General features: G+C 65.8%; 22 protein-coding genes and 1 pseudogene. 11 read left to right on the plus strand and 12 right to left on the minus strand.

What is annotated here, in order from left to right; genetic code table 11:
* Nucleotides 1–473 (minus strand): annotated as a pseudogene (locus ACFWBU_RS18010) (glucose-6-phosphate isomerase); the annotation flags it as partial.
* Nucleotides 474–486: 13 nt separating this feature from the next.
* Nucleotides 487–1,491 (minus strand): glucose-6-phosphate dehydrogenase (coenzyme-F420), encoded by a 1,005-nt coding sequence (gene fgd / locus ACFWBU_RS18015; RefSeq protein ID WP_378528893.1) that lies wholly within the window; start codon nt 1,489–1,491, stop codon nt 487–489.
* A 308-nt stretch (nt 1,492–1,799) separates the two neighbouring features.
* Here fgd and ACFWBU_RS18020 point away from each other — a divergent pair, with 308 nt between their 5' ends.
* On the plus strand, nt 1,800–2,570 hold the full coding sequence (locus ACFWBU_RS18020) for a DeoR/GlpR family DNA-binding transcription regulator (RefSeq protein WP_169622899.1): 771 nt from the start codon (nt 1,800–1,802) through the stop codon (nt 2,568–2,570).
* Nucleotides 2,571–2,694: 124 nt separating this feature from the next.
* On the opposite strand, the gene ACFWBU_RS18025 is transcribed toward ACFWBU_RS18020, so the two are convergent.
* From ACFWBU_RS18025 to ACFWBU_RS18055, 7 genes are all read right to left on the minus strand, one after another.
* Complete coding sequence (locus ACFWBU_RS18025) at nt 2,695–3,639, minus strand: Ig-like domain-containing protein (protein ID WP_378528894.1); 945 nt, start codon at nt 3,637–3,639, stop codon at nt 2,695–2,697.
* Nucleotides 3,640–3,797: 158 nt separating this feature from the next.
* Entirely contained in the window at nt 3,798–5,477 is a 1,680-nt protein-coding gene (locus ACFWBU_RS18030) for an FAD-dependent oxidoreductase (protein ID WP_169622897.1), read from the minus strand.
* 129 nt (nt 5,478–5,606) lie between these two features.
* Nucleotides 5,607–5,831, minus strand: a complete 225-nt coding sequence (locus tag ACFWBU_RS18035; protein WP_169622896.1) for a dodecin — start codon at nt 5,829–5,831, stop codon at nt 5,607–5,609.
* Between the two features lie 128 nt (nt 5,832–5,959).
* Entirely contained in the window at nt 5,960–7,177 is a 1,218-nt protein-coding gene (locus ACFWBU_RS18040; RefSeq protein WP_378528896.1) for a serine hydrolase domain-containing protein, read from the minus strand.
* A gap of 152 nt (nt 7,178–7,329) precedes the next feature.
* Nucleotides 7,330–7,860, minus strand: a complete 531-nt coding sequence (locus tag ACFWBU_RS18045; protein ID WP_378528897.1) for a DUF6764 family protein — start codon at nt 7,858–7,860, stop codon at nt 7,330–7,332.
* A 148-nt stretch (nt 7,861–8,008) separates the two neighbouring features.
* Nucleotides 8,009–9,064, minus strand: coding sequence for a DNA polymerase domain-containing protein (locus ACFWBU_RS18050; RefSeq protein ID WP_378528911.1), 1,056 nt, complete (start codon nt 9,062–9,064; stop codon nt 8,009–8,011).
* On the minus strand, nt 9,064–10,128 hold the full coding sequence (locus tag ACFWBU_RS18055) for an ATP-dependent DNA ligase (RefSeq protein WP_296551119.1): 1,065 nt from the start codon (nt 10,126–10,128) through the stop codon (nt 9,064–9,066). Before ACFWBU_RS18055 ends, ACFWBU_RS18050 begins: the two co-directional genes overlap by 1 nt.
* A gap of 101 nt (nt 10,129–10,229) precedes the next feature.
* Between ACFWBU_RS18055 and ACFWBU_RS18060 the strand changes: the two genes are divergently transcribed.
* The 10 genes from ACFWBU_RS18060 to ACFWBU_RS18105 all read left to right on the plus strand — a co-directional run bounded on the left by ACFWBU_RS18060 (nt 10,230) and on the right by ACFWBU_RS18105 (nt 20,615).
* Nucleotides 10,230–10,829, plus strand: coding sequence for a hypothetical protein (locus tag ACFWBU_RS18060; protein WP_378528898.1), 600 nt, complete (start codon nt 10,230–10,232; stop codon nt 10,827–10,829).
* A 102-nt stretch (nt 10,830–10,931) separates the two neighbouring features.
* Nucleotides 10,932–11,732: a 3'-5' exonuclease gene (locus ACFWBU_RS18065; RefSeq protein WP_378528899.1), complete on the plus strand. Its 801-nt coding sequence runs from the start codon at nt 10,932–10,934 to the stop codon at nt 11,730–11,732.
* A gap of 248 nt (nt 11,733–11,980) precedes the next feature.
* Complete coding sequence (locus ACFWBU_RS18070; protein WP_378528900.1) at nt 11,981–12,724, plus strand: TetR family transcriptional regulator; 744 nt, start codon at nt 11,981–11,983, stop codon at nt 12,722–12,724.
* Between the two features lie 143 nt (nt 12,725–12,867).
* Complete coding sequence (locus tag ACFWBU_RS18075) at nt 12,868–14,025, plus strand: acyl-CoA dehydrogenase (RefSeq protein ID WP_169622890.1); 1,158 nt, start codon at nt 12,868–12,870, stop codon at nt 14,023–14,025.
* A 62-nt stretch (nt 14,026–14,087) separates the two neighbouring features.
* Nucleotides 14,088–14,936 carry a 3-hydroxybutyryl-CoA dehydrogenase gene (locus tag ACFWBU_RS18080; protein WP_169622910.1) on the plus strand — a complete coding sequence of 283 codons (849 nt, stop codon included), beginning with the start codon at nt 14,088–14,090 and terminating at the stop codon, nt 14,934–14,936.
* Nucleotides 14,937–15,041: 105 nt separating this feature from the next.
* Nucleotides 15,042–15,341 carry a hypothetical protein gene (locus ACFWBU_RS18085; protein ID WP_378528901.1) on the plus strand — a complete coding sequence of 100 codons (300 nt, stop codon included), beginning with the start codon at nt 15,042–15,044 and terminating at the stop codon, nt 15,339–15,341.
* Complete coding sequence (locus tag ACFWBU_RS18090; protein ID WP_169653314.1) at nt 15,338–16,333, plus strand: hypothetical protein; 996 nt, start codon at nt 15,338–15,340, stop codon at nt 16,331–16,333. The genes ACFWBU_RS18085 and ACFWBU_RS18090 overlap by 4 nt, the downstream gene beginning before the upstream one ends.
* 157 nt (nt 16,334–16,490) lie before the next feature.
* A complete protein-coding gene (locus ACFWBU_RS18095; protein WP_169653313.1) occupies nt 16,491–17,300 on the plus strand; it encodes a hypothetical protein in 810 nt (269 codons plus the stop codon).
* Complete coding sequence (locus ACFWBU_RS18100) at nt 17,297–17,839, plus strand: LpqN/LpqT family lipoprotein (RefSeq protein WP_378528902.1); 543 nt, start codon at nt 17,297–17,299, stop codon at nt 17,837–17,839. Before ACFWBU_RS18095 ends, ACFWBU_RS18100 begins: the two co-directional genes overlap by 4 nt.
* Nucleotides 17,840–18,107: 268 nt before the next feature.
* A complete protein-coding gene (locus ACFWBU_RS18105; protein ID WP_378528903.1) occupies nt 18,108–20,615 on the plus strand; it encodes an ATP-dependent Clp protease ATP-binding subunit in 2,508 nt (835 codons plus the stop codon).
* Between the two features lie 22 nt (nt 20,616–20,637).
* Here the strand turns inward: ACFWBU_RS18105 and ACFWBU_RS18110 are convergent, their stop codons facing one another.
* The 3 genes from ACFWBU_RS18110 to ACFWBU_RS18120 all read right to left on the minus strand — a co-directional run bounded on the left by ACFWBU_RS18110 (nt 20,638) and on the right by ACFWBU_RS18120 (nt 23,340).
* Complete coding sequence (locus ACFWBU_RS18110) at nt 20,638–21,105, minus strand: DUF1801 domain-containing protein (RefSeq protein WP_169622886.1); 468 nt, start codon at nt 21,103–21,105, stop codon at nt 20,638–20,640.
* A gap of 230 nt (nt 21,106–21,335) precedes the next feature.
* Nucleotides 21,336–22,025: a GTP pyrophosphokinase family protein gene (locus ACFWBU_RS18115; RefSeq protein ID WP_378528904.1), complete on the minus strand. Its 690-nt coding sequence runs from the start codon at nt 22,023–22,025 to the stop codon at nt 21,336–21,338.
* Nucleotides 22,000–23,340 carry a nitrate/nitrite transporter gene (locus ACFWBU_RS18120; RefSeq protein WP_378528905.1) on the minus strand — a complete coding sequence of 447 codons (1,341 nt, stop codon included), beginning with the start codon at nt 23,338–23,340 and terminating at the stop codon, nt 22,000–22,002. The genes ACFWBU_RS18115 and ACFWBU_RS18120 overlap by 26 nt, the downstream gene beginning before the upstream one ends.
* Nucleotide 23,341: the final 1 nt, after the last annotated feature.

Genomic DNA, 23,341 nt, shown 5'->3' on the forward strand with positions numbered 1-23,341 from the left:
CCGATGTTGACCACCGTGGTGATCTTCTCCCCGGTCGCCCCCCGCCACCGGCCGTCACGCACCCGATCGGTGAACTCCCCCATCGCGTCGAGCACTTCGTGAACCTCGGCGACGACCTCACGCCCGTCGACAACCAACCGCGCCGACCGCGGCAACCGCAACGCGGTGTGCAGCACCGCCCGGTCCTCGGTGACGTTGACGTGCTCGCCGGTGAACATCGCCTCGCGGGCCGCCTCGAGCCCGACCGCCCGGGCCAGATCGAGCAGCAACTCGATGGTGCGGGCGGTGACCCGGTGTTTGCTGTAGTCGACCACCAGATCCCCGGCGGCAGCGGTCATCGCGTCGGCGCGGCCGGGATCGGCGGCGAACATCTCCCGCAGATGCATCCCCTCGACCTCCGCGCGATGATCGACCAACTTCTGCCACTCCGGGAGTTCCGTCAAAGTTTTTGCTGCCGAGGATATCTCGTTCATTCGTTCCTCCCGGTCAGGCGAGTGCGCGCAACCGCGGCGCCAAATCCCGCTCGAACAACTCCAAAAACCGCTTCTGATCATGACCCGGCGCATGAAACACCAGATGATTCAACCCCGCATCCACATACGCCCGCACCAACTCCACCGCCTCATCCGGATCCGACGCCACAATCCACCGCTTCGCGACCTGCTCGATCGGCAACGCATCCGCCGCCGCCTCCATCTCCATCGGATCATCGATGCTGTGCTTCTGCTCCGGCGTCAACGACAACGGCGCCCAGAACCGGGTGTTCTCCAACGCCAACTCCGGATCGGTGTCGTACGAAATCTTGATCTCGATCATCTTGTCGATCCCCGCGACATCACGCTCGGCCTTCGCCGCACCCTCCGCCACCGCCGGCAACAACTTCTCCGTATACAACTCCATGCCCTTACCCGACGTGCAGATGAACCCATCCCCCGCCCGGCCCGCATACCGCGCCACCACCGGACCACCCGCAGCCACATACACCGGAACCCCACCCTCGGGCACGTCGTAGATCGACGCCCCCTTCGTCGAATAGAACTCCCCCTCGAAATCCACCCGATCTCCCAGCCACAACTGCCGCATCAACGCCACCGACTCACGAAGACGCGCGAACCGCTCCTTGAACTCCGGCCACTGCCCCGAATAGCCCGTCGCGATCTCGTTGAGTGCTTCACCGGTCCCCACGCCCAGAAACACCCGCCCCGGATACAGACACCTCATCGTCGCGAACGCTTGCGCGATCACCGCCGGGTTGTACCGGAACGTCGGAGTCAGCACCGACGTCCCCAACTGCAACCGCTCGGTGCGCTCGCCCACCGCGGTCATCCACGCCAGCGAGAACGGGGCATGCCCACCGTTGTGCCGCCACGGCTGGAAATGATCCGACACCGTCGCCGAATCCATCCCGTGCGCCTCGGCGAGCACCCCGAGTTCGACCAGCTCACGCGGCCCGAACTGCTCCGCCGACGCCTTGTATCCCAACTTCAGCATGTCCGTCCGCCTCCACGTCGACATCGCCTCGCCACAGAGGAGGGCATCGTCGACCCGGCGCCCGGAGCCTCGGCGGCCCTGGTGATGCTCATAATGATCACGCAAATTCGCGCATATACTGCACGAAATAATGCACATTTCCTGGTGTTTGTGTCAATATCTGTGCGTGCACGGCTATGGGTGCGCTATCGTCGTGCGATCGTTCCGCACAACCGAACCGCGTGATCTCCCCGCGGGCATCCCAGATGCACAACATGAACGCGCAGCCCGAACCGCGCAGCATCCCAGCAGAATCCGGAGGAGTATTCGTGTCCGCGAGTGCACGGCGACGTGAGATCTTCCACCGACTGATGGCCGACGGCTATGTCGACGCGAAAACGCTCGCCGGCGACCTGGGCGTCGACACATCCACGATCCGGCGGGACCTCGACGCGCTCGCCCGCGAAGGAAAGGTCGAACGCACCCACGGCGGCGCACGCCCGGTGGAGGGCGCCGGGCCCGAGGTCCCCTACGCGGTGAAAAAGGACGTGCGCCGGGCCGAGAAGGCGGCGATCGCCGCCGTCGCAGCGGCCATGGTCTCCGACGGGGACAGCGTGATTCTCGACAGCGGATCGACCACCTACGAAGTGGCTGTCGCGTTGCGTCGTCGCACGTCGCTGACCGTCATCACCAACGATCTGCGGATCGCCAAGTACGTGGCGAGCTTTCCCGAAGTACGGCTACTCGTCACCGGCGGCGAACTGCTCGGTTCGGTGTTCACACTCGTCGGCGAGCACGCCGTCCGGTTCATGTCGTCGTACTCGGCGGACTGGGCGTTCCTCGGCGCCGACGCGATCGATCCGACGGCGGGCATCACGAACACCAACACGCTCGAGGTTCCGATCAAGAGGGCCTTGATCCAGGCTGCGGCGCGCACAGTGCTCGTCGCCGACCATTCGAAGTTCGGGCACCGTGCGCTTGCGAAAGTTGCCGCGGTCGAGGACATCGACACGCTCGTGTCGGATTCCGGACTGGCCGCCGAACAGCGCGATGCCTACGGGCCCGCGCTCGTGATCGCCGAACCGTTTTCGCCCACCTGATCGCGGTGCTCGCCGAACCGACACGAAAGCCCGACGCCCCCTGCACTTCCGGACCGTAGACGGTGCCGGAAGGAGGAGGCGTCGGGCGAGATACGTGCAGACGACAACCCGGTGGGGCCGAAACTCAGAGGTTCCAGTCTCCGAGGCCGTCCCAGCCGTTGAGGGTGCCGCCGGCGGTGTTCTGCACGATTACGGGGTCACCCTTCTTCGAATTCTCGAAGAACCACTTGCCGTCCTCGGTACTCACGTTGAGGCAGCCGTGACTGACGTTCGTGTTGCCCTGTGCGTCCACCGACCACGGCGCCGCGTGCAGGAAGATGCCGCTGTTGGACATGCGGGTCGCGTACTCGACGTACGTGCGGTAACCCTCCGGGCTGTCGACGGGCACCCCGTAGGTCGACGAGTCCATGTACATGTCGCGGAACTTGTCACCGACGATGTAGGTGCCGTTCGGAGTGTCGTGGCCGGGCTTGCCGAACGACGTCGGCATCGTCCGCACGACCTCACCGTTACGGGTGACCGTGATCGTCTTGGTGTTGTTGTCCGCCACCGTGACAAGGGCGTCACCGATCGTGAACGACGACCGGGAGTCACCGGCCGCGACGGTGACCGACGTGTTCGCCGGCCAGAACTCGAACGGCTTCCAGCGCACCTGGCTGTCGGATGCCCAGTAGAAATGGCCGTCGACCGGCGGCTGGGAAGTGATGCGGATGGCACGTTCGGCGGCGGCGCGGTCGCCGACGGCCTCGTTGAAACGGATGATGATCGGCTGCGCGACACCGACCGTCTCACCGTTCGACGGGTTCACCGACGGGGCCGAGAACGGAGCGGGCTGCTCGGGAAGCAGCTGCGGCGGCAACTGGGGCGCCCCCGGCCCCTGCGGGACGACGCTCCGGATGACGTCCTCGACACTCGGTACTTCCGGCCCACCCGGCCACAACGGCACTGCGGCGGCGGTGCCGGCGGCGGTGAGGGCGACTGCGGCGGCACCGGCGAATGCGATCGCTACGCGTGCGGACCGGCGTCCAGCCCGGCGGCGACGGTTCGACAAGACATGCTTTTCGACCATTCCACAACCCATCGTTGGACGGTGCGTCGTGACCCTAATTCCCCGTCGCGACGCTTTCGTTACTTCTTATTAGACACGCGCAAACTCGACCCGGGCAATTCGGGTATCCATAAAACCCGCATCGCCCCAGGTCGGACGCTTGTGGAACGTTAACGCATTCAGGAGCCGGTTCGCGATGCCGCGAGCAATTCCTCCACCGATACGAACTTGAGACGAGACCGGCCGGCCGCCGATCCGCGCGACTTCTCCTGCTTGTCGATCTGCTGCCACCCGCGGTAATCGACGAACTCGGGCCGCCGCTCGGCGACGAGGGTCGCAAGCTTCTCGCGATCCGCGACGGGCTCGGGCAGCTTTCCGGCGATGAAGTCGTCGAGGATCTGCTCGACGGTCTCGTTGGAGCACTGCTTGTTGGTGCCGATCACGCCGCTCGGACCACGCTTGATCCATCCGGCGGTATAGACACCCGGCACCGGCTCATCGGTCTCGGGGTCGAGGACGCGGCCGAGGTGGTTCGGGAGCACTCCTCGGCGCTCGTCGAACGGCACGCCCTTGACGGGGGTGCCCCGGTACCCGATCGAACGCAGGACCAGTCCTGCGCCGAGCGTGTCGGTGTCGCCCGTGGGCCGGGCTTCGAGGCGTCCGTCGACCTCGACCAGTTCGTTGCGTTCGAGGGTGATCGATGTGACGGCGTCGTCCCCGGTGATCTCGACAGGCGACGCGAGGTAGCGAAGGACGATTCGCTTGTTGCCGGGCGTCGGGCTCGTCTTCGCGTACTCGGCGACCTGCCGGACCTTGAGTGCGATGCGGGGTTCGACATCGGGGTCGTCGACGAGGGCGCGGCTCGCGGGATCGAGTTCGAGTTCGGCGGGATCGACCATCACGTCGACGCCGTCGAGGCCGCCGAGTGCGAGCAGTTCCGGGTTCGTGTAGGCCGCCTGGGCGGGACCGCGCCGGCCCACGACCACTACTTCCTGGATTGCGGAGTTGCGCAACGCTTCGACGGCGTGCTCGGCCATGTCGGTGCGGGCGAGTTCGTCCGGGTTCATCACGAGAGCACGCGCGACGTCGAGGGCCACGTTGCCGTTGCCGATGATCACCGCGCGTTCGCCGGAAAGGTCGAATGTGCGGTGGGCATAGTCGGGATGGCCGTTGTACCAAGCGACGAACTCGGTGGCAGCGAACGAGCCGGGCAGATCTTCACCGGGAACGCCGAGGCGCCGATCGCTGGACGCGCCGACGGCGTAGAGCACGGCGTGGTGGTGCGCGAGCAGTTCCTCGTGGGTGATGTGCGTACCCACCTCGACGTTGAAGTAGCACTGGGTGTTCTTGTGGCCGATGGCACTGCGGAAGACGTTGGCAATGCCTTTGGTGCTCTGGTGGTCCGGCGCGACGCCGGCCCGGACCAGGCCGAACGGCGTCGGAAGCCGATCGAAGATGTCGACCTGCACGGCCGAATGCGAAGTCAGTTCCTGTGCGGCGTAGCAGGCCGCGGGCCCGGATCCGACGATCGCGACCCGCAGCGTTCCGAGGTCGGCAGGGATCTTGCGGCGCGACCGCAGCTCCGGCCAGTCCGGTCCGATCGGGTAACGCCGGTAGTACTCGGCATTGATTTCGAGGTACGGCTCCTGGGCGGGCGTGAGCTCGTTGTCGGCCGCGATGGCGTCGACCGGGCACTCGTCGACGCACGCCCCGCAGTCGATGCACGTATCGGGATCGATGTAGAGCATCTCCGTCGTAGCGAACGGCGCTTCGTCGGGCGTGGGATGGATGCAGTTGACCGGGCAGACTTCGACGCACGAGACGTCGTTGCAACATGCCTGGGTGATCACATAAGCCACAGTGGATACCTGCCTGAAAGTGCCGGTGGGGTACGACGATCGGGGCCCCAGACTATAACACGTTGCAAGTCTGGTCGAGAACGTCGTTATCGTCACTCTAGCAGGGCATTTCAGTGCTCGAGAATGACCTCAACGCGCCAACTCGTCTCCCGACTCTATCCTGAATCCGATCTTGAGCGTGACTTGGGTATGAGCGACCTTTCCGTCGTCGATGTGACCGCGCACATTGACCATTTCGAACCATTCGAGATGCCGCGTCTTCTCCGCCGCCCGCGCCACCGCTTTCGCGATCGCGTCGTCCACCCCGGTGGTCGACGAGCCGACCACTTCGATCACTCGATAGACGTGGTTCATTCCCACCGCTCCTTGCATCGCCACCGAACACCGGTCCGTGTCCTGGTCGGATACTCCCGCTCACGCTGGGTCCGCGTGCCGGAATCCGCGAAAATGGCAAGACATCGGCCGGAGAGACCGCTGCGTCGTCAGGCCAGGCGAGCCAAGTCGCGCGCCAGGGCGCCGAGCCGGGCAAGGCGCAGGTCGCCGAGGGGCATCGCGCCCACGCCGAGGCGGTTGGTGACGAATGCGAGCGACATTCCCGAATCCAGATCGGCGAATGCTCCGGAACCACCGACCCCGTAGTGACCGAACGCGCCGCGCGGGCGCTCGCGGCTGGCGAATATCGGCTGGTGATAGCCGAGACGCCACGCCATCGGCACGCCGAGCACGTAGTCGCGGCTGCGCAACCGCACCTCGTCCATCGCGGCAATGGTCGACGGATCGAGGAACTTCACTCCGTCGATCGTGCCGCCACCCGCGATCGCGCCGTACATACGAGCGAGCGACCGTGCGGTGAAGACGCCGTTCCAGCCCGGCATCACCGAATCGTGCACCGCCGGATCGCGAACGAGTTCGTCGAAACCCGCGGGCATCGCCGCTTCGACCAGGCCCCGCGTCGGCGCGACCCGCGACAGGACGGACGCACTGACACCCCAGTCGAGCCCCACCGGATTGATCCGCGGGAACAGTCGTGCGATGCGGCCGCGCTCGTCGTGCGGGACCCGGTACCAGAAGTCCTGACACCCGAGGGGCTGCGCGATCTCACGGTCGACGACTTCGGTGAACGGCAACCCGGTTACGCGCTGGACGATTTCGGCGACCAGCCAGCCATAGGTCACGGCGTGGTAACCCGAACCCGACATTCTCCGACGGTCGGGGGTGGCCGCAGCAAGCGCGGCGACGGTCGCGTCGTAGTCGAGAATGCCCCTTTTTCCGGGGACGAGCCCACGGACGCGGTGCAATCCGGCCCGATGCGTCATGACGTCTGCGACGGTGAGAGATCCCTTGCCGCCGGCCGCGAACTCGGGCCAGTACTGGGCGACCGGGGCGAAGTAGTCGATCAGTCCGCGTTCGGCGAGACGGTGCACGACGGTGGACGCGACGCCTTTGCCCGTCGAGAAGGACAGCGCCATCGTGTCCTGCGTCCACCGGCGCGTGCGGTCGGCCCAGCCTGCCCAGACGTCGAGGACCTTCTCGCCGTGCAGGTAGGCGGTGAGGGCTCCACCGCCGTGGTGAGGTTGTGTGTACAGCGCGAAGAACCTGTCGGCCAGCGGGAGGAACCGCGGATCGACATGCATCTCGGTCCGCGACAGGTGGTCGTCGTGCCCCTCCGCGGCAAGCACCGCTCCGGTCGTCATCGACATCCTCCCCTCGACATGTGCCGAAAGGCTACGTGCGGAGGGCAATGAACGGAAGGCTTTCCGTACAGGCTGTTTGTATTCCCAATCCGGTGTCGTCGGCGCGCGCCCCGAAGGCGCGGACTACGGACGTGGCAATACGACCCGTGCCCGCGGAATCAGGGGGCGGCCGGGGTCACGTAGCGAAAGGCACCGGCCACGACGCACCCCGACCCGGTCGCGAGGTTGATCGTCGCGGCCAGCTCACCCTCACACAGCACCGGATCGTCGGCGTCACCGACGAAAGCCTGGGATCGAGGACCCGTCACGACCAGGGCGGTGCCGGGCTCGTCCAGCAACCCCAGCGCGAGGGACTCGAACCCGTATCCGACCGCGAGGAGTCGTCCGCCACGGCTCTCGCCCGCGCCGACTCCACCGGCGAACCCTGCCGCCCCGACCGTCGCGCCGGCGCCGGCATCCGCGAATCCGACGCCGGACTCACCGAGGCTCCAGGCACCGCCCGTCCCGTCGGTGGTCGCGCCACATGCCGCGGCGCCGTCGACCCGAGTCACCTCCGCCGGGCCTCCCGGCGGTGCCGCGCACGTGGTCACGGCGAGCGCGGATCCCGGAACGAGGAGACCTGCCCCCACGACGGCGGCGCCGATCACACCGGCACCGAACAGCCGACCCGACATCCACGTGCGAGACACAGACACGATCCTCCCGAAACTCCGGCGAACAGGTTCCCGCACAGTCTATGGAAATCCCGGGAAGCTGATCTTCCGACGAGGTAACGAGCAGGGACCGATTCGGCAGCCGGTCCGGACCGGGCGAACGAGGCGGATCGTGCCGGTGCTCTCAGCCGGTGGTCTTCCGGTCCGTGTCCCGCGACGGCTGCACCCGCTTGGGTTCACCGGGCATCTTCGGATGGGTCGGTGGATACGGCAGATCGCCGAGTCCGTCGGCGGCATCCCGGTCCGCCATCTCGAGCAGCACATCGAGCGAGTGAGCGTGATCGTCGAGTGCGGACATCGGATCGCCGCGGCGCGCGAGCAATTCCGGCACCGTCGCGATGGTGAAGTCGTCCGGTTCGGCGTCGACGAGTTCGTCCCAGGTCAGCGGGGTCGATACGGTGGCGATGGGCGTCCGCCGCACCGAATAGGCCGAGGCGATGGTCTTGTCACGGGCGTTCTGGTTGTAGTCGAGGAACAAGCGGTCACCCCGCTCCTCCTTCCACCACGAGGTGGTCGCGCGCCCGTCGCTGCGACGCTCGATTTCGCGCATGAGTGCGATACCGGCGCGTCGCACACCGACGAAATCCCACTCCGGCACGATCCGCAGGTAGACATGCAGGCCGCGACCCCCCGACGTCTTGGGGAATCCGGTGAGCCCCAGTTCATCGAGCAGGGGCCGCACCACGTCGAGTGCGACGGCACGTGCCGCACCGAATCCCGTCCCGTCGGGCGGATCGAGATCGATGCGGAGTTCGTCCGGCCGGTCCACGTCGCCACAGCGCACCGCCCACGGATGGAAGGTGACCGTGCCGAGATTCGCCGCCCAGACGATGTCGGCGGCCGTGCGCACGCGAAGCGCATCCGCGGTACGGCCCGAGGGAAACGTGATCTCGCACGTGGCGACATGATCGGGCCGCTTGGCAGGTGCCCGCTTCTGGTAGATCTCCTCGGAGTCGATGCCGCCGGGAAACCGCTGGAGGTGGGTGGGCCGTTCACGCAGCGCGCCGAGCAGTGGCGCACCGAGTTCGGTGGTCACCGTCCGGTAGTACTCCACCAGGTGCCGTTTCGTGCCGCCGGACGAGCCCAGTCGGGGGAAGTAGATCTTGTCCGGATTCGACAGCCGGACAGGAACTCCGTCGACGTCGAGTTCCTCTGCGGGCGAGCGTTCGGCAGCCACGATCAGTCCTCCGTCCGGTCCAGCACGTCGCCCAGGTCGTATCGCACGGGCACGTCCAGCTGATCGTAAGTGCAGCTTGCCGGGTCCCGGTCGGGTCTCCACCGCTGGAACCGCGCGGCGTGCCGGAACCGCATCCCTGCTCCGGCCGTGCCTTCCATCTGGTCGTACGCCACTTCGAGTACGCGCTCCGGTCGCAACGGCACCCAACTGCGATCCACTCCCGACCGCCAGCGGGTCGCTTCTCCCTCGGCGACGACGTCCGCACCGACACGCAGCGGCTCGAGTTCGGCGAGCAGTGCCTTGCGCCGCGCGGTGGTGAAAGCGGAAGCGCCGCCGACCATGGCGAGTTCACCGTCGTGATAGAGACCGAGCAGAAGGGAACCGACACCGTCGACACTCTTGTGCTTGCGATACCCGATGAGAACGCAGTCCGCCGTGCGAGCGTGCTTGAGCTTGATCATCTCTCGCTTGTCGGGGCGGTAGATTCCGTCGAGTCGCTTGGCGACCACACCGTCGAGCCCGGCGCCTTCGAATTCTTCGAACCATCGCTGCGCGGTAGCGGCGTCCGTCGTGGACGCCGTGACGTGACAGCTGGGGCCTCCTCCGAGCGCGTCGCGCAACCGTGCACGACGGTCGGCGAACGGACTGGCCATGAGGTCCTCGTCGCCGAGTGCAAGCAGGTCGAAGCTCACGAACTGGGCCGGTGTCTGTTCGGCGAGCAGTGCCACCCGGCTCGCCGCGGGATGGATACGTTCGGACAACGACTGCCAGTCGAGCCGGGTCAGCCCGTCGCGCTCGCGCGGAACGACGATTTCACCGTCGACGACACACCTCGCGGGAAGTTCCGCTCGCACGGCCGCGACGAGTTCGGGAAAATACCTTGCCAGATCCTTGCCACCGCGCGACGAGAACACCACCTCCTCACCGTCGCGAAACACGATCGCCCGGAAGCCGTCCCACTTGGGCTCGTACGACCACACGGCCGTTCCGTCGTCGGGTTGCGCCGGAACCGCGGTGGCCGCCTTCGCCAGCATCGGTGCCAGGGGTGGAGCCACGGGGAGGTCCATGCGCACATGGTCGCACTCCGGGGGGCATTCCGCGTTCGGGATCGCGTGAAATTCGCGACCTGGACGGAAAGACGGAAACAGACATTCCGTACCCTCCACACATGACCAATCTCCGGCGGGCGGGACTCGCTCTCGTGACGGTGGTGGCGGTAGCCGTACTCGGCGGATGCGCTTCCGAGACCGAGGGCCGCGCGCTGCCCGACGCCGACGCCGACGCCGTAGCGAGCACGACCGCCACCCCGGCTCCGGCCAGCTCGCGTCCGACCACCGCGGGCACGACGGCCGCAGACCTGGATCTGGAAGTCGACGTCGAGCCCGGGGACTGTGTCGCACTGGGGGGTGCGGTCGACGACGCCACCATCGACAACGCCGACTGCGGTAGTCGCACCTCCAACTACAAGGTCGTGGATGTCGTCACATCGAGCGACGAGTGCTCCGGGGACATCGACCAGACGTACTTCGAGACGCGCGGGGGCGTCGAGACGGGTGCCCTGTGCCTCGACATCGACTGGAAAGTCGGCGAGTGCATGGACCTGGGCGGAGAGGATCCCCAGCGGATCGACTGCTCCGCGACCGCGATCCTGGGCGAAAAGGTCAGCGAGATCCTCATCGGCACCTCCGATGTGAACGAGTGCTCGTCCTCGGACGCCGGATACGTCTACGAGGAACGCAACTTCGTGGTGTGCACCGATTCGTTCTGAGGCATCGCTCGCCACCTCGCGGCACCACGGTCGTGTCGGTGCCCCCGGCAACAATGCGGGCTGTAGGCAGCACTGACCGATCACATGAACGCGAGGACCCGGATGACGCACTGGCCAGACAGACCGATCTGCGCATTCGACCTCGAGACCACCGACCGTGATCCCCGCACGGCACGCATCGTCGCTGCCTGCGTGGCCACCTTCGACGGTGACAAGATCGAGTCCCGTTCGTGGCTGCTCGACCCCGGCATCGCGATACCGCCCGAAACCACCGCCATTCACGGCATCAGCACCGAGCGCGCCCGCGCAGAGGGCATGGACTACCTCGCCGGGTATCGCCAGATCCGGCAGGCGGTGTGCGACGCGTGGGAGCGCGGATACATCGTGGTCGCGTTCAACGCCAGCTACGACCTGACGATCCTCGATGCCGAAGGCCGGCGACTCGGGTTACCGGAGCTCGACATCGGCACGGTCGTGGACCCGTACGTCATCGATCGCGAGATGGACCGCACACGCAGCGGCAGGCGCACACTTCAGGCGGTCTGCGAGGTCTACGGCGTCCAGCTCGCCAGCCCCCACGAAGCGGAGGCCGACGCGCTCGCCGCCGGTCACCTGACTCGTGCGCTCATCGACAAGTACCCCCAGCTGGCTGACCTCGACATCATGGCCGACCAGGCCGCGTGGCACGCGGAGCGGCAGCGCAGTTTCGCGGAATATCTCCGTGGCCTCGGCCGCGACGTGACCGACATCGACGACAACTGGCCGGTGCGCCGCCCCGAAACCGGCAGCACCGGGGTTCTCGAACGGCCGGCGACCGAGACCGGGCGCGTGGCCTGGCACCGGCGTGTCGTGCAGCGGTTGCGCGCGTTCTTCCGTGGCACCGGCAGCCGCGCGACGAGGTGAGACCTCGCCCGAAGGCAGAATTCAGCGATTCGTCACCTCTGTACCGTTCGGGATTGGGACGATCACAGGCAACGCCGGTCGCGAGACCATCCGGAGGTGCCTGTGTCCGCCGAGTCCTGTGCCCATTGCTTTTGCGGCGTCGCGGACGCTGCGCGGCGTAGACCGGCGGTGCGGCGTAGGCATATGTTGCTGCGCAGACCGGCGGGGCTGTGTATCCCCGACGCGCCGACCTTGAATACTGGACTGTCATGACATCAGGCACCGGCACCCCGCGCCGTCCCGAGGCGGCAGGACCCGACCCGGCTCAGTTCCGGGTGCATGTCGTAACCCAGGCGATCCGGCTGTTCTCCGAATTCGGATACGAGTCCACCACGGTCGAGCAGATCGCGGCGGCGGCCGGGGTGTCCCGCAGGACCTTCTTCCGTCAGTTCCGGTCGAAGGAAGACGTGATCTTCGCCGACCACGAATCGCTGCTCGAGCAGGTCGCCGGGTACCTCTCGGGTGACTTCGCCGATCCGTGGCTGGCGGCCTGCGACGCCGCCGAACTGGTGTTCGGGCATTTTCGCGACCGGCGTGAGCTGGCAGTCTGGCGGTACCGCGTGGTGCAGCGGGTACCGGCGCTGCGCGAACGCGAACTGGTCACGACGTATCGCTACGAACGATTGTTCACCGACTTCCTGCGGGCTGCGGTGCCCTCGGCGAAGCCCGTGCACATCGTGAGTTTCACGGCCGCGATGACGGCGACGCACAACTATCTGCTCCGGGCGATGATCCGGGGGGACGACACGGCCACCTCCGAGCAACTGCGCCGAGCGCTCTACGAGGTTCGCCGGACATTCGGCGTGGTACCCCAGGCCGCCACCGGCCCCCGCCCGGGCGTCGACCTGCCGCAGCGGGCCGTCACGGTGGTGACCTTTCCAGTCGGGGCGTCGCCTGCCGATGTGGCCGAGCAGGTCCGCCGCGAGCTGGAACAAAACCCGCCGCCTTCGTGACGAACGTCCCCCGGCATTGACCTGGCACTCAGTGCCCGAGGTAAAATGGAAGAATTCCGTGACGTCGCACACCCTTGCAGTCGATAGGGTGGTGCGGATCCGACCCGATTAATGGCACCGAGTGCCGTTAGGAGTTTGCCACCGTGGCCCTCAATCCCGACTTCGATCTCTTCAAGCTCGGAGACGAGCACGACGAACTGCGCGCCGCGATCCGCGCCCTCGCCGAGAAGGAGATCGCGCCGCACGCGAAGGACGTCGACGAGAACTCCCGCTTCCCGCAGGAAGCACTCGACGCCCTCAACCGTTCGGGCTTCAACGCGATCCACGTCCCCGAGCAGTTCGAAGGCCAGGGCGCCGACTCCGTCGCGACCTGCATCGTCATCGAAGAGGTCGCCCGCGTCTGCGGCTCCTCGTCGCTGATCCCGGCCGTCAACAAGCTCGGCACGATGGGCCTGATCCTCCGCGGCTCCGACGAACTCAAGGCCAAGGTGCTGCCCGACATCGTCAACGGTGCCATGGCCTCGTACGCACTCTCCGAGCGTGAGGCAGGATCCGACGCCGCCTCGATGCGCACCCGCGCGAAGGCCGACGGCGACGACTGGATCCTCAACGGCTCCAAGTGCTGGATCACCAACGGCGGGAAATCCACCTGGTACACGGTGATGGCCGTGACGGACCCCGACAAGGGTGCCAACGGGATCTCCTCGTTCATGGTCCACAAGGACGACGAAGGCTTCGTCGTCGGACCCAAGGAAAAGAAGCTCGGCATCAAGGGCTCCCCCACCGCCGAGCTGTACTTCGAGAACTGCCGCATCCCCGGCGACCGCATCATCGGCGAGCCCGGCACCGGCTTCAAGACCGCCCTTGCCACGCTCGACCACACCCGCCCCACCATCGGCGCACAGGCCGTCGGCCTGGCGCAGGGCGCACTCGACGCCGCGATCGAATACACCAAGGACCGCAAGCAGTTCGGTACCTCGATCTCCAACTTCCAGTCGGTGCAGTTCATGCTCGCCGACATGGCGATGAAGGTCGAGGCCGCGCGCCTCATGGTGTACACCTCCGCGGCCCGCGCCGAGCGCGGCGAGCCGAACCTCGGCTTCATCTCGGCGGCAGCGAAGTGCTTCGCCTCGGACGTCGCGATGGAGGTCACCACCGACGCAGTCCAGCTGTTCGGCGGTGCCGGTTACACCACCGACTTCCCCGTCGAGCGCATGATGCGCGACGCCAAGATCACCCAGATCTACGAGGGCACCAACCAGATCCAGCGCGTCGTCATGTCGCGCGCGCTGCTCCGCTGAGCAGTCCGCGTAGTTTGACACCGCTGAACCATCACACCGATCAGGAGTAACTCGTAGTGACAGTGGAAAAGGTAGGCGTGATCGGCGGCGGCACCATGGGTGCCGGTATCGCCGAAGTCTGCGCGAAGGCCGGAAGCGACGTCCTCGTCCGGGAGACCACCGAGGAATTTGCTGCGGCTGCCCGTGAGCGCCTCGCGAAGTCGGTCGGACGCGGCGTCAAGTCGGGGAAGATCACGCAGGACGACGCGGACGCGGTGCTCGCACGGATCCGGGTCACCACCGACATCGAGGAGTTCGCGGATCGCGACCTCGTGGTCGAGGCGGCGCCGGAGATCGAGGCCCTCAAGGTCGAAATCTTCGCCGAATTGGACCGGATCGTGAAGCCGGAAGGCATCCTCGCCACCAACACGTCGTCCATCCCCGTCATCAAGGTGGCGCAGGCGACGAAGCGGCCCGGCAAGGTCGTGGGCGTGCACTTCTTCAACCCGGTGCCCGTGATGCCGCTGGTGGAGATCATCTCCGCACTCACCACCGATGCCGACACCGCCGACACCGTGTTCGATTACGCGCAGAACACGCTCGGCAAGACCGCCGTGCGTGCGGGCGACCGCGCCGGCTTCATCGTCAACGCGCTGCTCATCCCGTACCTGTGCTCGGCGGTGCGCATGCTCGAATCGGGCTATGCCACAAAGGAAGACATCGACGCCGCGATGAAGGGTGGCTGCGGATACCCGATGGGCCCGCTCACCCTCATCGACACCGTGGGCCTCGATATCACCCTCAACGCCGCGCAGTCGCTCTACGAAGAGTTCGCCGAGCCGCATTACGCTCCCCCGGCACTGCTGCGTCGCATGGTCGACGCCGGCCGTCTCGGCCGCAAGACCGGCGAAGGCTTCTACAGCTACAAGTAGGCAGCCACAGCCTTCGAAGGCGCCCCTACGGTCCGTTCCGTGGGGGCGCCTTCTGCTATCGTCCCCAGCCGGACATATCGGGGGATTGTGTCTCGGGGGGCAGTCGTGACTTTGCATGTCGATCCGGAAGCACTGCGTGCTTTCGCTGCCTTCTTGGCGGAGACCGCCGACGCAATGGGCGATTGGGACGTCGGCGAGCCGTACTCCACTTCGGAATCGGCGCTCCCGGGAACGGACTTCGCCCGCGTCTGCGCCCGAGCGGCCGACGTCACCGACCAGGCTTTGATCAATATGTGCGGACGGCTCCGCGAGGTCGTCGATGTAACCAACGGCGCGGAGAACGACTACGTCGCCGCCGAGGCAGATTTCGTCGGTGCACTATCCGCCGTGGACCGGCCGGAATGAATCTCACTGTCTCCGCCGTCCAATCCTGGAATCCCGATGCGCTACGTATCACCGCCGACCGAATCGACCGAATCGTCGACCGACTCGACGACCGTATGAAGGGGCTCCTCAGCGAACAGGACGTACTCGCTGAGCGGTGGACCGGCGACGCCGCGCGCTCGGCCGCCGAACGAATAGTCCGGGAACGCTCACTGGGCAGCGCCATCGCCGGCGCTCTCCTCGAGGTCGGCGGGGCCTACCGCACCGGAGCAAGCATCGTCGAAGGTGCCCGCATGCATTTGCTCGCTACCCTCAGCAGCGCCGAACAATCCGGCTTCACAGTCCACGATGACGGCACTGTCGATCCGTCCGAGCAGATAGCACTGATCGCAATACTCGTGCCCGACTCGACAGCAGCCGCCGGCACTCGATCACAAGTCGAACGCTGCGCAGCCGACCTGACCCGCACCATCTCCGACGCGATCCACCAGGCATCGCGAGCCGCAGCCGAAACCACCGACCGCATCGATGCCGCGGTCAATGCCCTCGAGGTCGCCAGGGATGCCGCGATGCCGGGAAAGGTGGTGCAGCAGGAAAATGGGGAATTCTCCTGGACACCGGACTGGGCAGCAACGACTGCAGCGTCCACAATCGGCTCGATGGCCGACGGGACGAAAGTGGGGCTTGGAGCAGCAGCCGCAACGTCCGGGGACGACCTCGCCCGCGGGGTAGCGCGAGGTCTCGGTCCTGCCGGCGTGGTACTCGGTGTCATACCCGCGATCGTCAACGACATCGAAGGCGGAATGGATCCGACGAGGGCGGTGGTGACGGAAGGATCCGGCGCCGCAGCAGGCTACCTCGCGAGCGCCTGGGCGTTCGGACAAGCGGGAGCTGTACTGGGAACGGGTGTGGCACCCGGAGTCGGAACGGCAGTCGGACTCTCCGCAGGAATCGTGGCCGGTGCCTTCGGCTCGTACCTCGTATCCAAATCGGCACAGTGGCTGTGGAAGTGACCTGACATGAAAGAAGTGTTTGTTGAACCCGAATGAGAATCGAAATCCAGGTGAACCGGGTAGCGCACCCGAACCGGCACCACTTCGAGCACCATGGCCACAACCGCTTCGGATCACATCGCTCGTTCTCTCCCTCGCGATGCTTATTGCGGCATGCGTGAGTCTCGTCTTCGCACATGATGTTTTCCGAACCGGTGATGCTCGGGTCGCTCTCGGTGGAGCCGGCGGCTCGGTCGCCCTGTTCACCATCGCCATATCCTCGTTTCGGAGCGCCGGGTTTCGCAATCTTCGACAATCCCGCAAGCTCGGACTTCATCACGATCCCACCCACGGTGCGGGTATCAGCATCCTGACAGGAAGAACCGCTGTATTCACTACCGTCGTGGCGATGTTGGGCTTGACCGCATACGGCGGTACAGCAGCGTTCGCCTGGCATATCGGGCTCGGCGAAACCCTTTTGCCGTTCGGGCGAGACAATCGCGAAGGCGCTCTCTTCGTGTCGTTATGTGCAGCCGTCCTGGGCACAATTGCGGTCCTGATCGCGTGCGTCCGCTTCGACACGACCCTGTACATCTATCGAGGGGGTGTGCGGCGACACGTCTGCCGGCGAATCTTCTTGAAAAAGCAGGTCCTCGATACCTTCGTCCCTTGGGGAAGCATCACCCGCATCGGAGCGGGCGATCTCGGAGTCCGGGGCGGAACGACGGCCCACCCGGTGATCGATCTCCATACGGCCGAGCCTCTTCCGTCCGACTCCAGGACACGACACGATTCCGAACATCGACTTGCGGTTATGGCCCACCAACTCGTCGTGGAGCCGAACACCCTTTTCGCTCTCCTGGAAAAATTGGCAGAAGATCCGGCTTGTCGTGAACGTCTCGTGGAATCCGACGCAATCGACCTCTTGTGTCCTCCCCCGTTGCGGGAACGATTCCGTGCGGCGCGCGCAAAGAAGGCAATTCGATGATCGATCGTCGGGTTCCGACAACACTTCCGGAGTACCTCGACTCCCACGAGGTCGAGATCATCCCGTGCAGGCGGGACGAATCACGGCATCCGTTGGTAGAGATCCCCGTACCGCAGGGTTGGGTTTCGGTACCCACCGAAGTCTTCCCCCACGCCCACACGGTCCTCATCGCTCCCGAGCACACCGAGAACAGGTGGGCGCCCAATGCGGTACTTCTCCACGGCAGGCTGTCGAAGTCGCGGTCGACGGACGAGTTGCTGGAGGTCGCGGGCAACGAAGCGGTCAGCCTGCCCGAGTGGTACGAAACCTACTACAGCACTGTCAACTTCGGAATATTTCGCTCCACGTTGATTCGAGGCTACTACCGAGCCGGTGATATCCGGTTCGGAGCAGCGACGCGCTACGTCGTAGTCGACCACGAGTACGATCGCTTCCTGACGCAACTGACGGTGACTACGCGCGCCGATGCTCCTCCATCTCTGACCGAGAGCGCGGAGACCATCCACGCGGGTCTCGGGATCGGTCCGATTCCGGAATAGTCGACGGCCATAGCCGATGAGGGACCGTAGCGCGTCCGCGTCGTCGGCACCGGACGTTCAGCGCACGCGGGCGGACGACCACATAACGCCTGCTACCCCTCCGGAGGAACTCGCACAACCCGCCGCGGGGGACACCGGGAGCGGTATACGATCAATGTCGGCAGCCGACACCGAATCACCGAGCGAGGCCGTCGCCGGAGGCGACTGGTACGAAATGCTTTGGGTGAGTGCCGGATAGCGTTACATCCTCTCCGTCTCGGAGGAGACTATGACCGACAGCTGGATTTCGCGTGATCCGTTCGAAGACATCTTCGACCGATTCTTCGGCCCCGGTGGAATGCGCCAACCACCGGTCCAGCGCGTCGATCTGAGCCGACTGCTCAACGACGACGCCAAGAGACTTGTCGCGGATGCCCGAAATGCCGCAACAGAATGGGGTAATTCGGAACTGACTCCCGAACATCTGCTGTATGCCGCCACCCTCAACGACCCGACCCGCGGCGTGATCAGCAGCCTGGGGCTCGATCCCGACGCCGTCGCCGAGCAGATGCGTTCGCTCGCGGGCAAGAGTGAGAGTGAGGGCGAAGGCGAGCCGCCGGTGCTGAGTCCGGCGGCGAAGCGCGTATTCCGTGTCGCCCAGCAGCAGGCAGGACAATCGGGCACAAGCTACATCGGGCCCGAACACATCCTGTACGGGATCGCGGAGAACAGCGAGAACGCTGCCGCGCATGCGCTCGCCGGCGCGAAACTCGACACCGGTGGCCGTCGCGACGCCTCATCCAGCACGACGCCCACGCTCGACCAGTACGGACGGGACCTCACCGCGGAAGCGCGCGCCGGAAATGTGGACCCGGTGGTGGGCCGCGCCGACGAAATCGCGCAGACAGTGGAGATCCTCTCCCGTCGCAGGAAGAACAATCCCGTGCTCATCGGGGATCCCGGCGTGGGCAAAACCGCGATCGTCGAGGGCCTGGCCCAGCGCATCGTCAACGGAGATGTGCCCTCCACACTCGCCGACCGGCGAGTCGTCGCGCTCGACGTGGGGTCGCTGGTCGCGGGCAGTAAATACCGCGGCGAATTCGAGGAACGACTGACGAAGATTCTCGACGAGGTGCGCGACCACTCCGACGAATTGGTGCTGTTCATCGACGAGTTGCACACCATCGTCGGCGCAGGCAGCGGCGGTGAGGGATCGATGGACGCCGGGAACCTGCTCAAGCCCGCCCTCGCGCGCGGGGAACTGCACGCGGTGGGCGCGACCACGATCGACGAGTACCGCCGGTACATCGAGAAGGATGCTGCGCTCGAACGCAGGTTCCAGCCGGTCATGGTGGTCGAACCGTCGGTCGACGACACCATCGAAATCCTGCGCGGACTCGCCGACGTCTACGAGGAGCACCACCAGGTCCACTACACCGATGAGGCGCTGATCGCCGCGGCCGAACTGTCCGACCGGTACATCACCGACCGGTTCATGCCGGACAAGGCCATCGACCTGATCGACCAGGCCGGCGCGCGAGTCCGCTTGCGTACGAAGACTCCCGACGCGGACACCCGTTCCCACGAGGAGGAACTGGCACGCCTCGAACGCGAGAAGGACTCCGCCGTCGCCGCCGAAGACTATGCGAAGGCGGGGGAACTGAAGAAGGCGATCACCGCGCTGGAAGAGCGCACCGGAGTCGGAGAAACCGAGTCCACCCCGCAGGTCGAAGTGCTCGACATCGCCGAGGTGATCTCCCGGCAGACCGGTATTCCCGTGTCCGAGTTGACGGCGGAGGAACGGCAGCGGCTCCTGGACCTCGAGGACGTGCTCCACGCGCGGGTGATCGGCCAGGAGCAAGCGGTCACCGCAGTTGCCGAAGGTGTTCGCCGGGCACGTGCCGGACTCGCCGACCCGAATCGGCCGATCGGGTCGTTCCTGTTCCTCGGGCCCACCGGTGTCGGCAAGACAGAACTGGCAAAAGCACTGGCAGAAGCGGTGTTCGGTGACGAAGACCGGATGATCCGATTCGACATGAGCGAGTTCCAGGAGAAGCACACGGTGTCGCGACTGGTGGGTGCTCCTCCCGGTTACGTCGGGTACGAAGAGGCCGGGCAGTTGACCGACAAGGTTCGTCGTCAGCCGTATTCGGTGGTCCTCTTCGACGAGATCGAAAAGGCGCACCCGGACGTGTTCAACGTGTTGCTGCAACTGCTCGACGACGGGCGCGTCACCGATGCCCAGGGCCGCACGGTGGATTTCAAGAACACGATCGTCATCCTCACGAGCAATATCGGGTCGGACATGATCCTGGCCCATTCCGGTGACGACATCGAGTCCCTCACACCGCGGTTGATGGAACGCCTGCACGCGCATTTCCGGCCGGAGTTCCTCAACCGGATCGACGAGACCGTGGTGTTCCACCGACTCGCGAAGGAACAACTGCACCAGATCGTCGGATTGCTGCTCGGCGGAACCAAACGGTTGCTGCGGGCGCAGAACGTCGAGTTCGAGATCACCGACAGCGCGGTGGATTGGCTGGTCGACACGGGGTTCGCGCCGGAGTTCGGGGCGCGTCCGTTGCGTCGCACGATTCAGAAGGAACTCGACAACAAACTCTCGAACCTGCTGCTCGCGGGCACGCTGTCCAGCGGAGACACAGTACGCGTCGACGCGGGAGACGATGCCCTCGTCATCGAGACGGTCGGCGGAAACGGTGAGGTGACGGAGGAAGGCACCGTGACCGCGGGCGGCGACGGAAAGGACGCTGCGTCCGACGAGCCCGAGAAGGGCTGAACCGCGCCCGGTCGCCCGAGAGTCAGTCGCTGCCGGATGCGCCGACGGACCGGCGGACGAGTTCGCCGAGGCGTTCCCATGCGTCCTCGGACGGCTCTTGTAGCGCGTACGCGGTGGGCCAGAATCCGTCGTCGGAGTCCAGTTCGGCCTGAACGCTGAAACCGAACGTCGAGTAGCGCTCTTTGTCCATCTGTCCGCTACGGAAGAAGCAGAGCACTTTGCTGCCGCGGGCGTACCCGGGCTGTCCGTAGTAGAGCCTCGGGGCCAGCTCCGGAGCGACGGTTGTGACGATCGCGTGCACGCGTTCCGCCATCTCGCGGTCGCCGTCCGGCATCCGGGCGATCTTCTCCAGGACATCCGCCTCCTCCGCAGCAGCCTTCTCGGCGCTCTTGGCGCGCTTGTTCTCGGCCTTGATTTCTGCTGCACGTTCCTTCATGGCAGCACGCTCTTGCGCAGAGAAGCTCTCGTCCGCAGTCGATTTCGTGGTCATGGTGTCCCTCCCGGTCTCGGTCACATGCGGCGTTTCCGAGATTAGGTCCTCGTCGTAGGCGGTGGCTTCTCGATTCCTGATCGATCAGCGGACCCCGGGTGGACGGGTACGTGTGCAACCCCCATGTGCCTGAGCCACAAGCCTCACCGCGACCCCGCGAATTACGTGCTCCTACTTGACAAGACACGAAGGCGCACCCGCCGAGCCGTTCGAGGACGAACCCGATAGCGTCAGTCGTCGAACCGGCCGTGTACCCGCTCGTGCAGCGCTTCCATCCGTACATCGAGTGCACGGGCCGTTTCGGCGGCGAGCCGTAGTTCTTCGCGCAGATCGCTCGGCACGGCACGATCGTGTTTGTAATAGATCTTGTGCTCGAGGCTGGCCCAGAAGTCCATCGCGACCGTGCGGATCTGGAGTTCCACGTAAACGGATTCCACCCGGTCCGACATGAACACCGGGACCTCGACGATCACGTGCAGGCTGCTGTACCCGTTCGGCTTCGGGTGCGCGATGTAGTCCACCACGTCGACGACCCGTACGTCGCGCTGCCGGGTGATCATGTCCGAGATCCGGTACACGTCGGACGTGAAACTGCACGAGATGCGGATACCCGCGATGTCGCGGACGTTGGCTCGGATGCCGTCCAGCGAGGGTTCGACGCCCTTGCGGGCGGCCTTCGCGAGAATCGACTCGGGGGTCTTGAGTCGCGACTTGACGTGCTCGATCGGGTTGTAGTCGTGGGCGTAGGTGAATTCGTCCCGCAAGATGTTGATCTTGGTCATCATCTCGTCGATGCCGAACTTGTACACCATCAAGAACCTGGCGAGTTCGCGCGGTGAGAGCGACGTCGCGCTCTGTCCGTCCGTAGGAGGTTCCGGAATCGGGGCGCCCGGATCAGGGTCGCCCACCGTCGGTGTCACTGCTCGTCCTCCTCTGGATGTTCTCCTCCGAGTCTGCCAGTTCCCCGCGACGCGGCGCGGTCCGCTGCCGTAGAACCTGCCATGAGCTGCGCGGATGCACACCCGCCTCGCGGCGCGCACGGCCGCGCGTCACAAGAACACCGATGATCGCGATCACCCAGACGGGATACTGCGCGAGCCACGCGACACGGAACGCGTCGAAGGTGTACCCGCCGAGCCGTTCGAGGACGAGTCCCATCGTCTGCACGACGAGCAGGGTCGCGAGGAACCCTCCGATGTTGACGATGCCGTTCGCGGTCCCCAGTGCGGAGCCGGGGTTGAACGTGCGGGCGTAGTCGAACCCGATCATCGAACCGGGGCCACCCACGGAGATGACGACGATCAGCAGCACGAGCAACGCGATCGGCGCCGGACCGGGCAGCGCCAGCACCACCGTCCAGATCGTCGCGTTCGCCAGCATGATGGCAAGCACCATCCAGGAACGCCGGAGAGGAAAGCGGCCGGACAAGATGCCGAGGACGGGTCCCGCCGCGATCGCGGTGACCACCGAGACAGTCAGCATCGTGCCGGCGGTGGCTGCCGACAGTCCCTGCGCGGAGACCAGATAAGGAACACCCCACATCAACGCGAAGGTCGTCACCGAGAACTGGGTGCCCATGTGGGTGAAGAAACCCAGCTTGGTACCCGGACGGCGCCACACCACACCGATCTGTGCGACCAACTCGCGAAGTCCCATCGGCTGTGACGCCGGCGCGTCCCCGTACGGCGCATCACGCACCGTCGCGATGACGAGGATGCAGGCGAACACACCGATCGACGCGGCGCTGCCGTACGCCGCCGTCCATCCCACACCGGTGAGCACCAGCACGAACGGAACCGCGGACAGCACCTGCCCGATCTGGCCGAGGATCCCGGTCAGCTGGGAGACGAGAGGCACCCGGCGCGGTGCGAACCACACCGGCACCAGCCGGAGAACCGAGATGAACGTGAGCGCATCACCCGCGCCGACGAAAACCCGGGCGATATAGGCGATCGGCAACGACTCCGTGGTGGCGAGCACCAACTGAGCCACCGCCATGACCGCCGCACCGATCGCGATGACCCAGCGCGAACCGAATCGGTCGAGGAGCACCCCGGCCGGGATCTGCATGCCCGCGTACACGACGAGCTGAAGGACGACGAACCCCGACAGCACCGCCGGGGAGATCTCGAAACGCTCGGTCGCGGCGAGCCCGGAAACGCCGAACGCCGTCCGGTGCAGAACCGCCACGATGTAGGCGAAAACACCGACACTCCAGACCAGCCACGCCCTCATG

Source organism: Rhodococcus sp. NPDC060084 (genome assembly GCF_042730335.1).
Lineage (GTDB): Bacteria > Actinomycetota > Actinomycetes > Mycobacteriales > Mycobacteriaceae > Rhodococcus.

Coding starts and splice junctions, on each gene's coding strand:
- ACFWBU_RS18070 (WP_378528900.1), top strand. CDS start 11,981: ATGACATCAGGCACCGGCACCCCGCGCCGTCCCGAGGCGGCAGGACCC.
- ACFWBU_RS18100 (WP_378528902.1), top strand. CDS start 17,297: ATGATCGATCGTCGGGTTCCGACAACACTTCCGGAGTACCTCGACTCC.
- ACFWBU_RS18105 (WP_378528903.1), top strand. CDS start 18,108: ATGACCGACAGCTGGATTTCGCGTGATCCGTTCGAAGACATCTTCGAC.
- ACFWBU_RS18065 (WP_378528899.1), top strand. CDS start 10,932: ATGACGCACTGGCCAGACAGACCGATCTGCGCATTCGACCTCGAGACC.
- ACFWBU_RS18110 (WP_169622886.1), bottom strand. CDS start 21,105: ATGACCACGAAATCGACTGCGGACGAGAGCTTCTCTGCGCAAGAGCGT.
- ACFWBU_RS18120 (WP_378528905.1), bottom strand. CDS start 23,340: ATGAGGGCGTGGCTGGTCTGGAGTGTCGGTGTTTTCGCCTACATCGTG.
- ACFWBU_RS18060 (WP_378528898.1), top strand. CDS start 10,230: ATGACCAATCTCCGGCGGGCGGGACTCGCTCTCGTGACGGTGGTGGCG.
- fgd (WP_378528893.1), bottom strand. CDS start 1,491: ATGCTGAAGTTGGGATACAAGGCGTCGGCGGAGCAGTTCGGGCCGCGT.
- ACFWBU_RS18025 (WP_378528894.1), bottom strand. CDS start 3,639: ATGGTCGAAAAGCATGTCTTGTCGAACCGTCGCCGCCGGGCTGGACGC.
- ACFWBU_RS18090 (WP_169653314.1), top strand. CDS start 15,338: ATGAATCTCACTGTCTCCGCCGTCCAATCCTGGAATCCCGATGCGCTA.
- ACFWBU_RS18055 (WP_296551119.1), bottom strand. CDS start 10,128: ATGGACCTCCCCGTGGCTCCACCCCTGGCACCGATGCTGGCGAAGGCG.
- ACFWBU_RS18035 (WP_169622896.1), bottom strand. CDS start 5,831: ATGAACCACGTCTATCGAGTGATCGAAGTGGTCGGCTCGTCGACCACC.
- ACFWBU_RS18040 (WP_378528896.1), bottom strand. CDS start 7,177: ATGTCGATGACGACCGGAGCGGTGCTTGCCGCGGAGGGGCACGACGAC.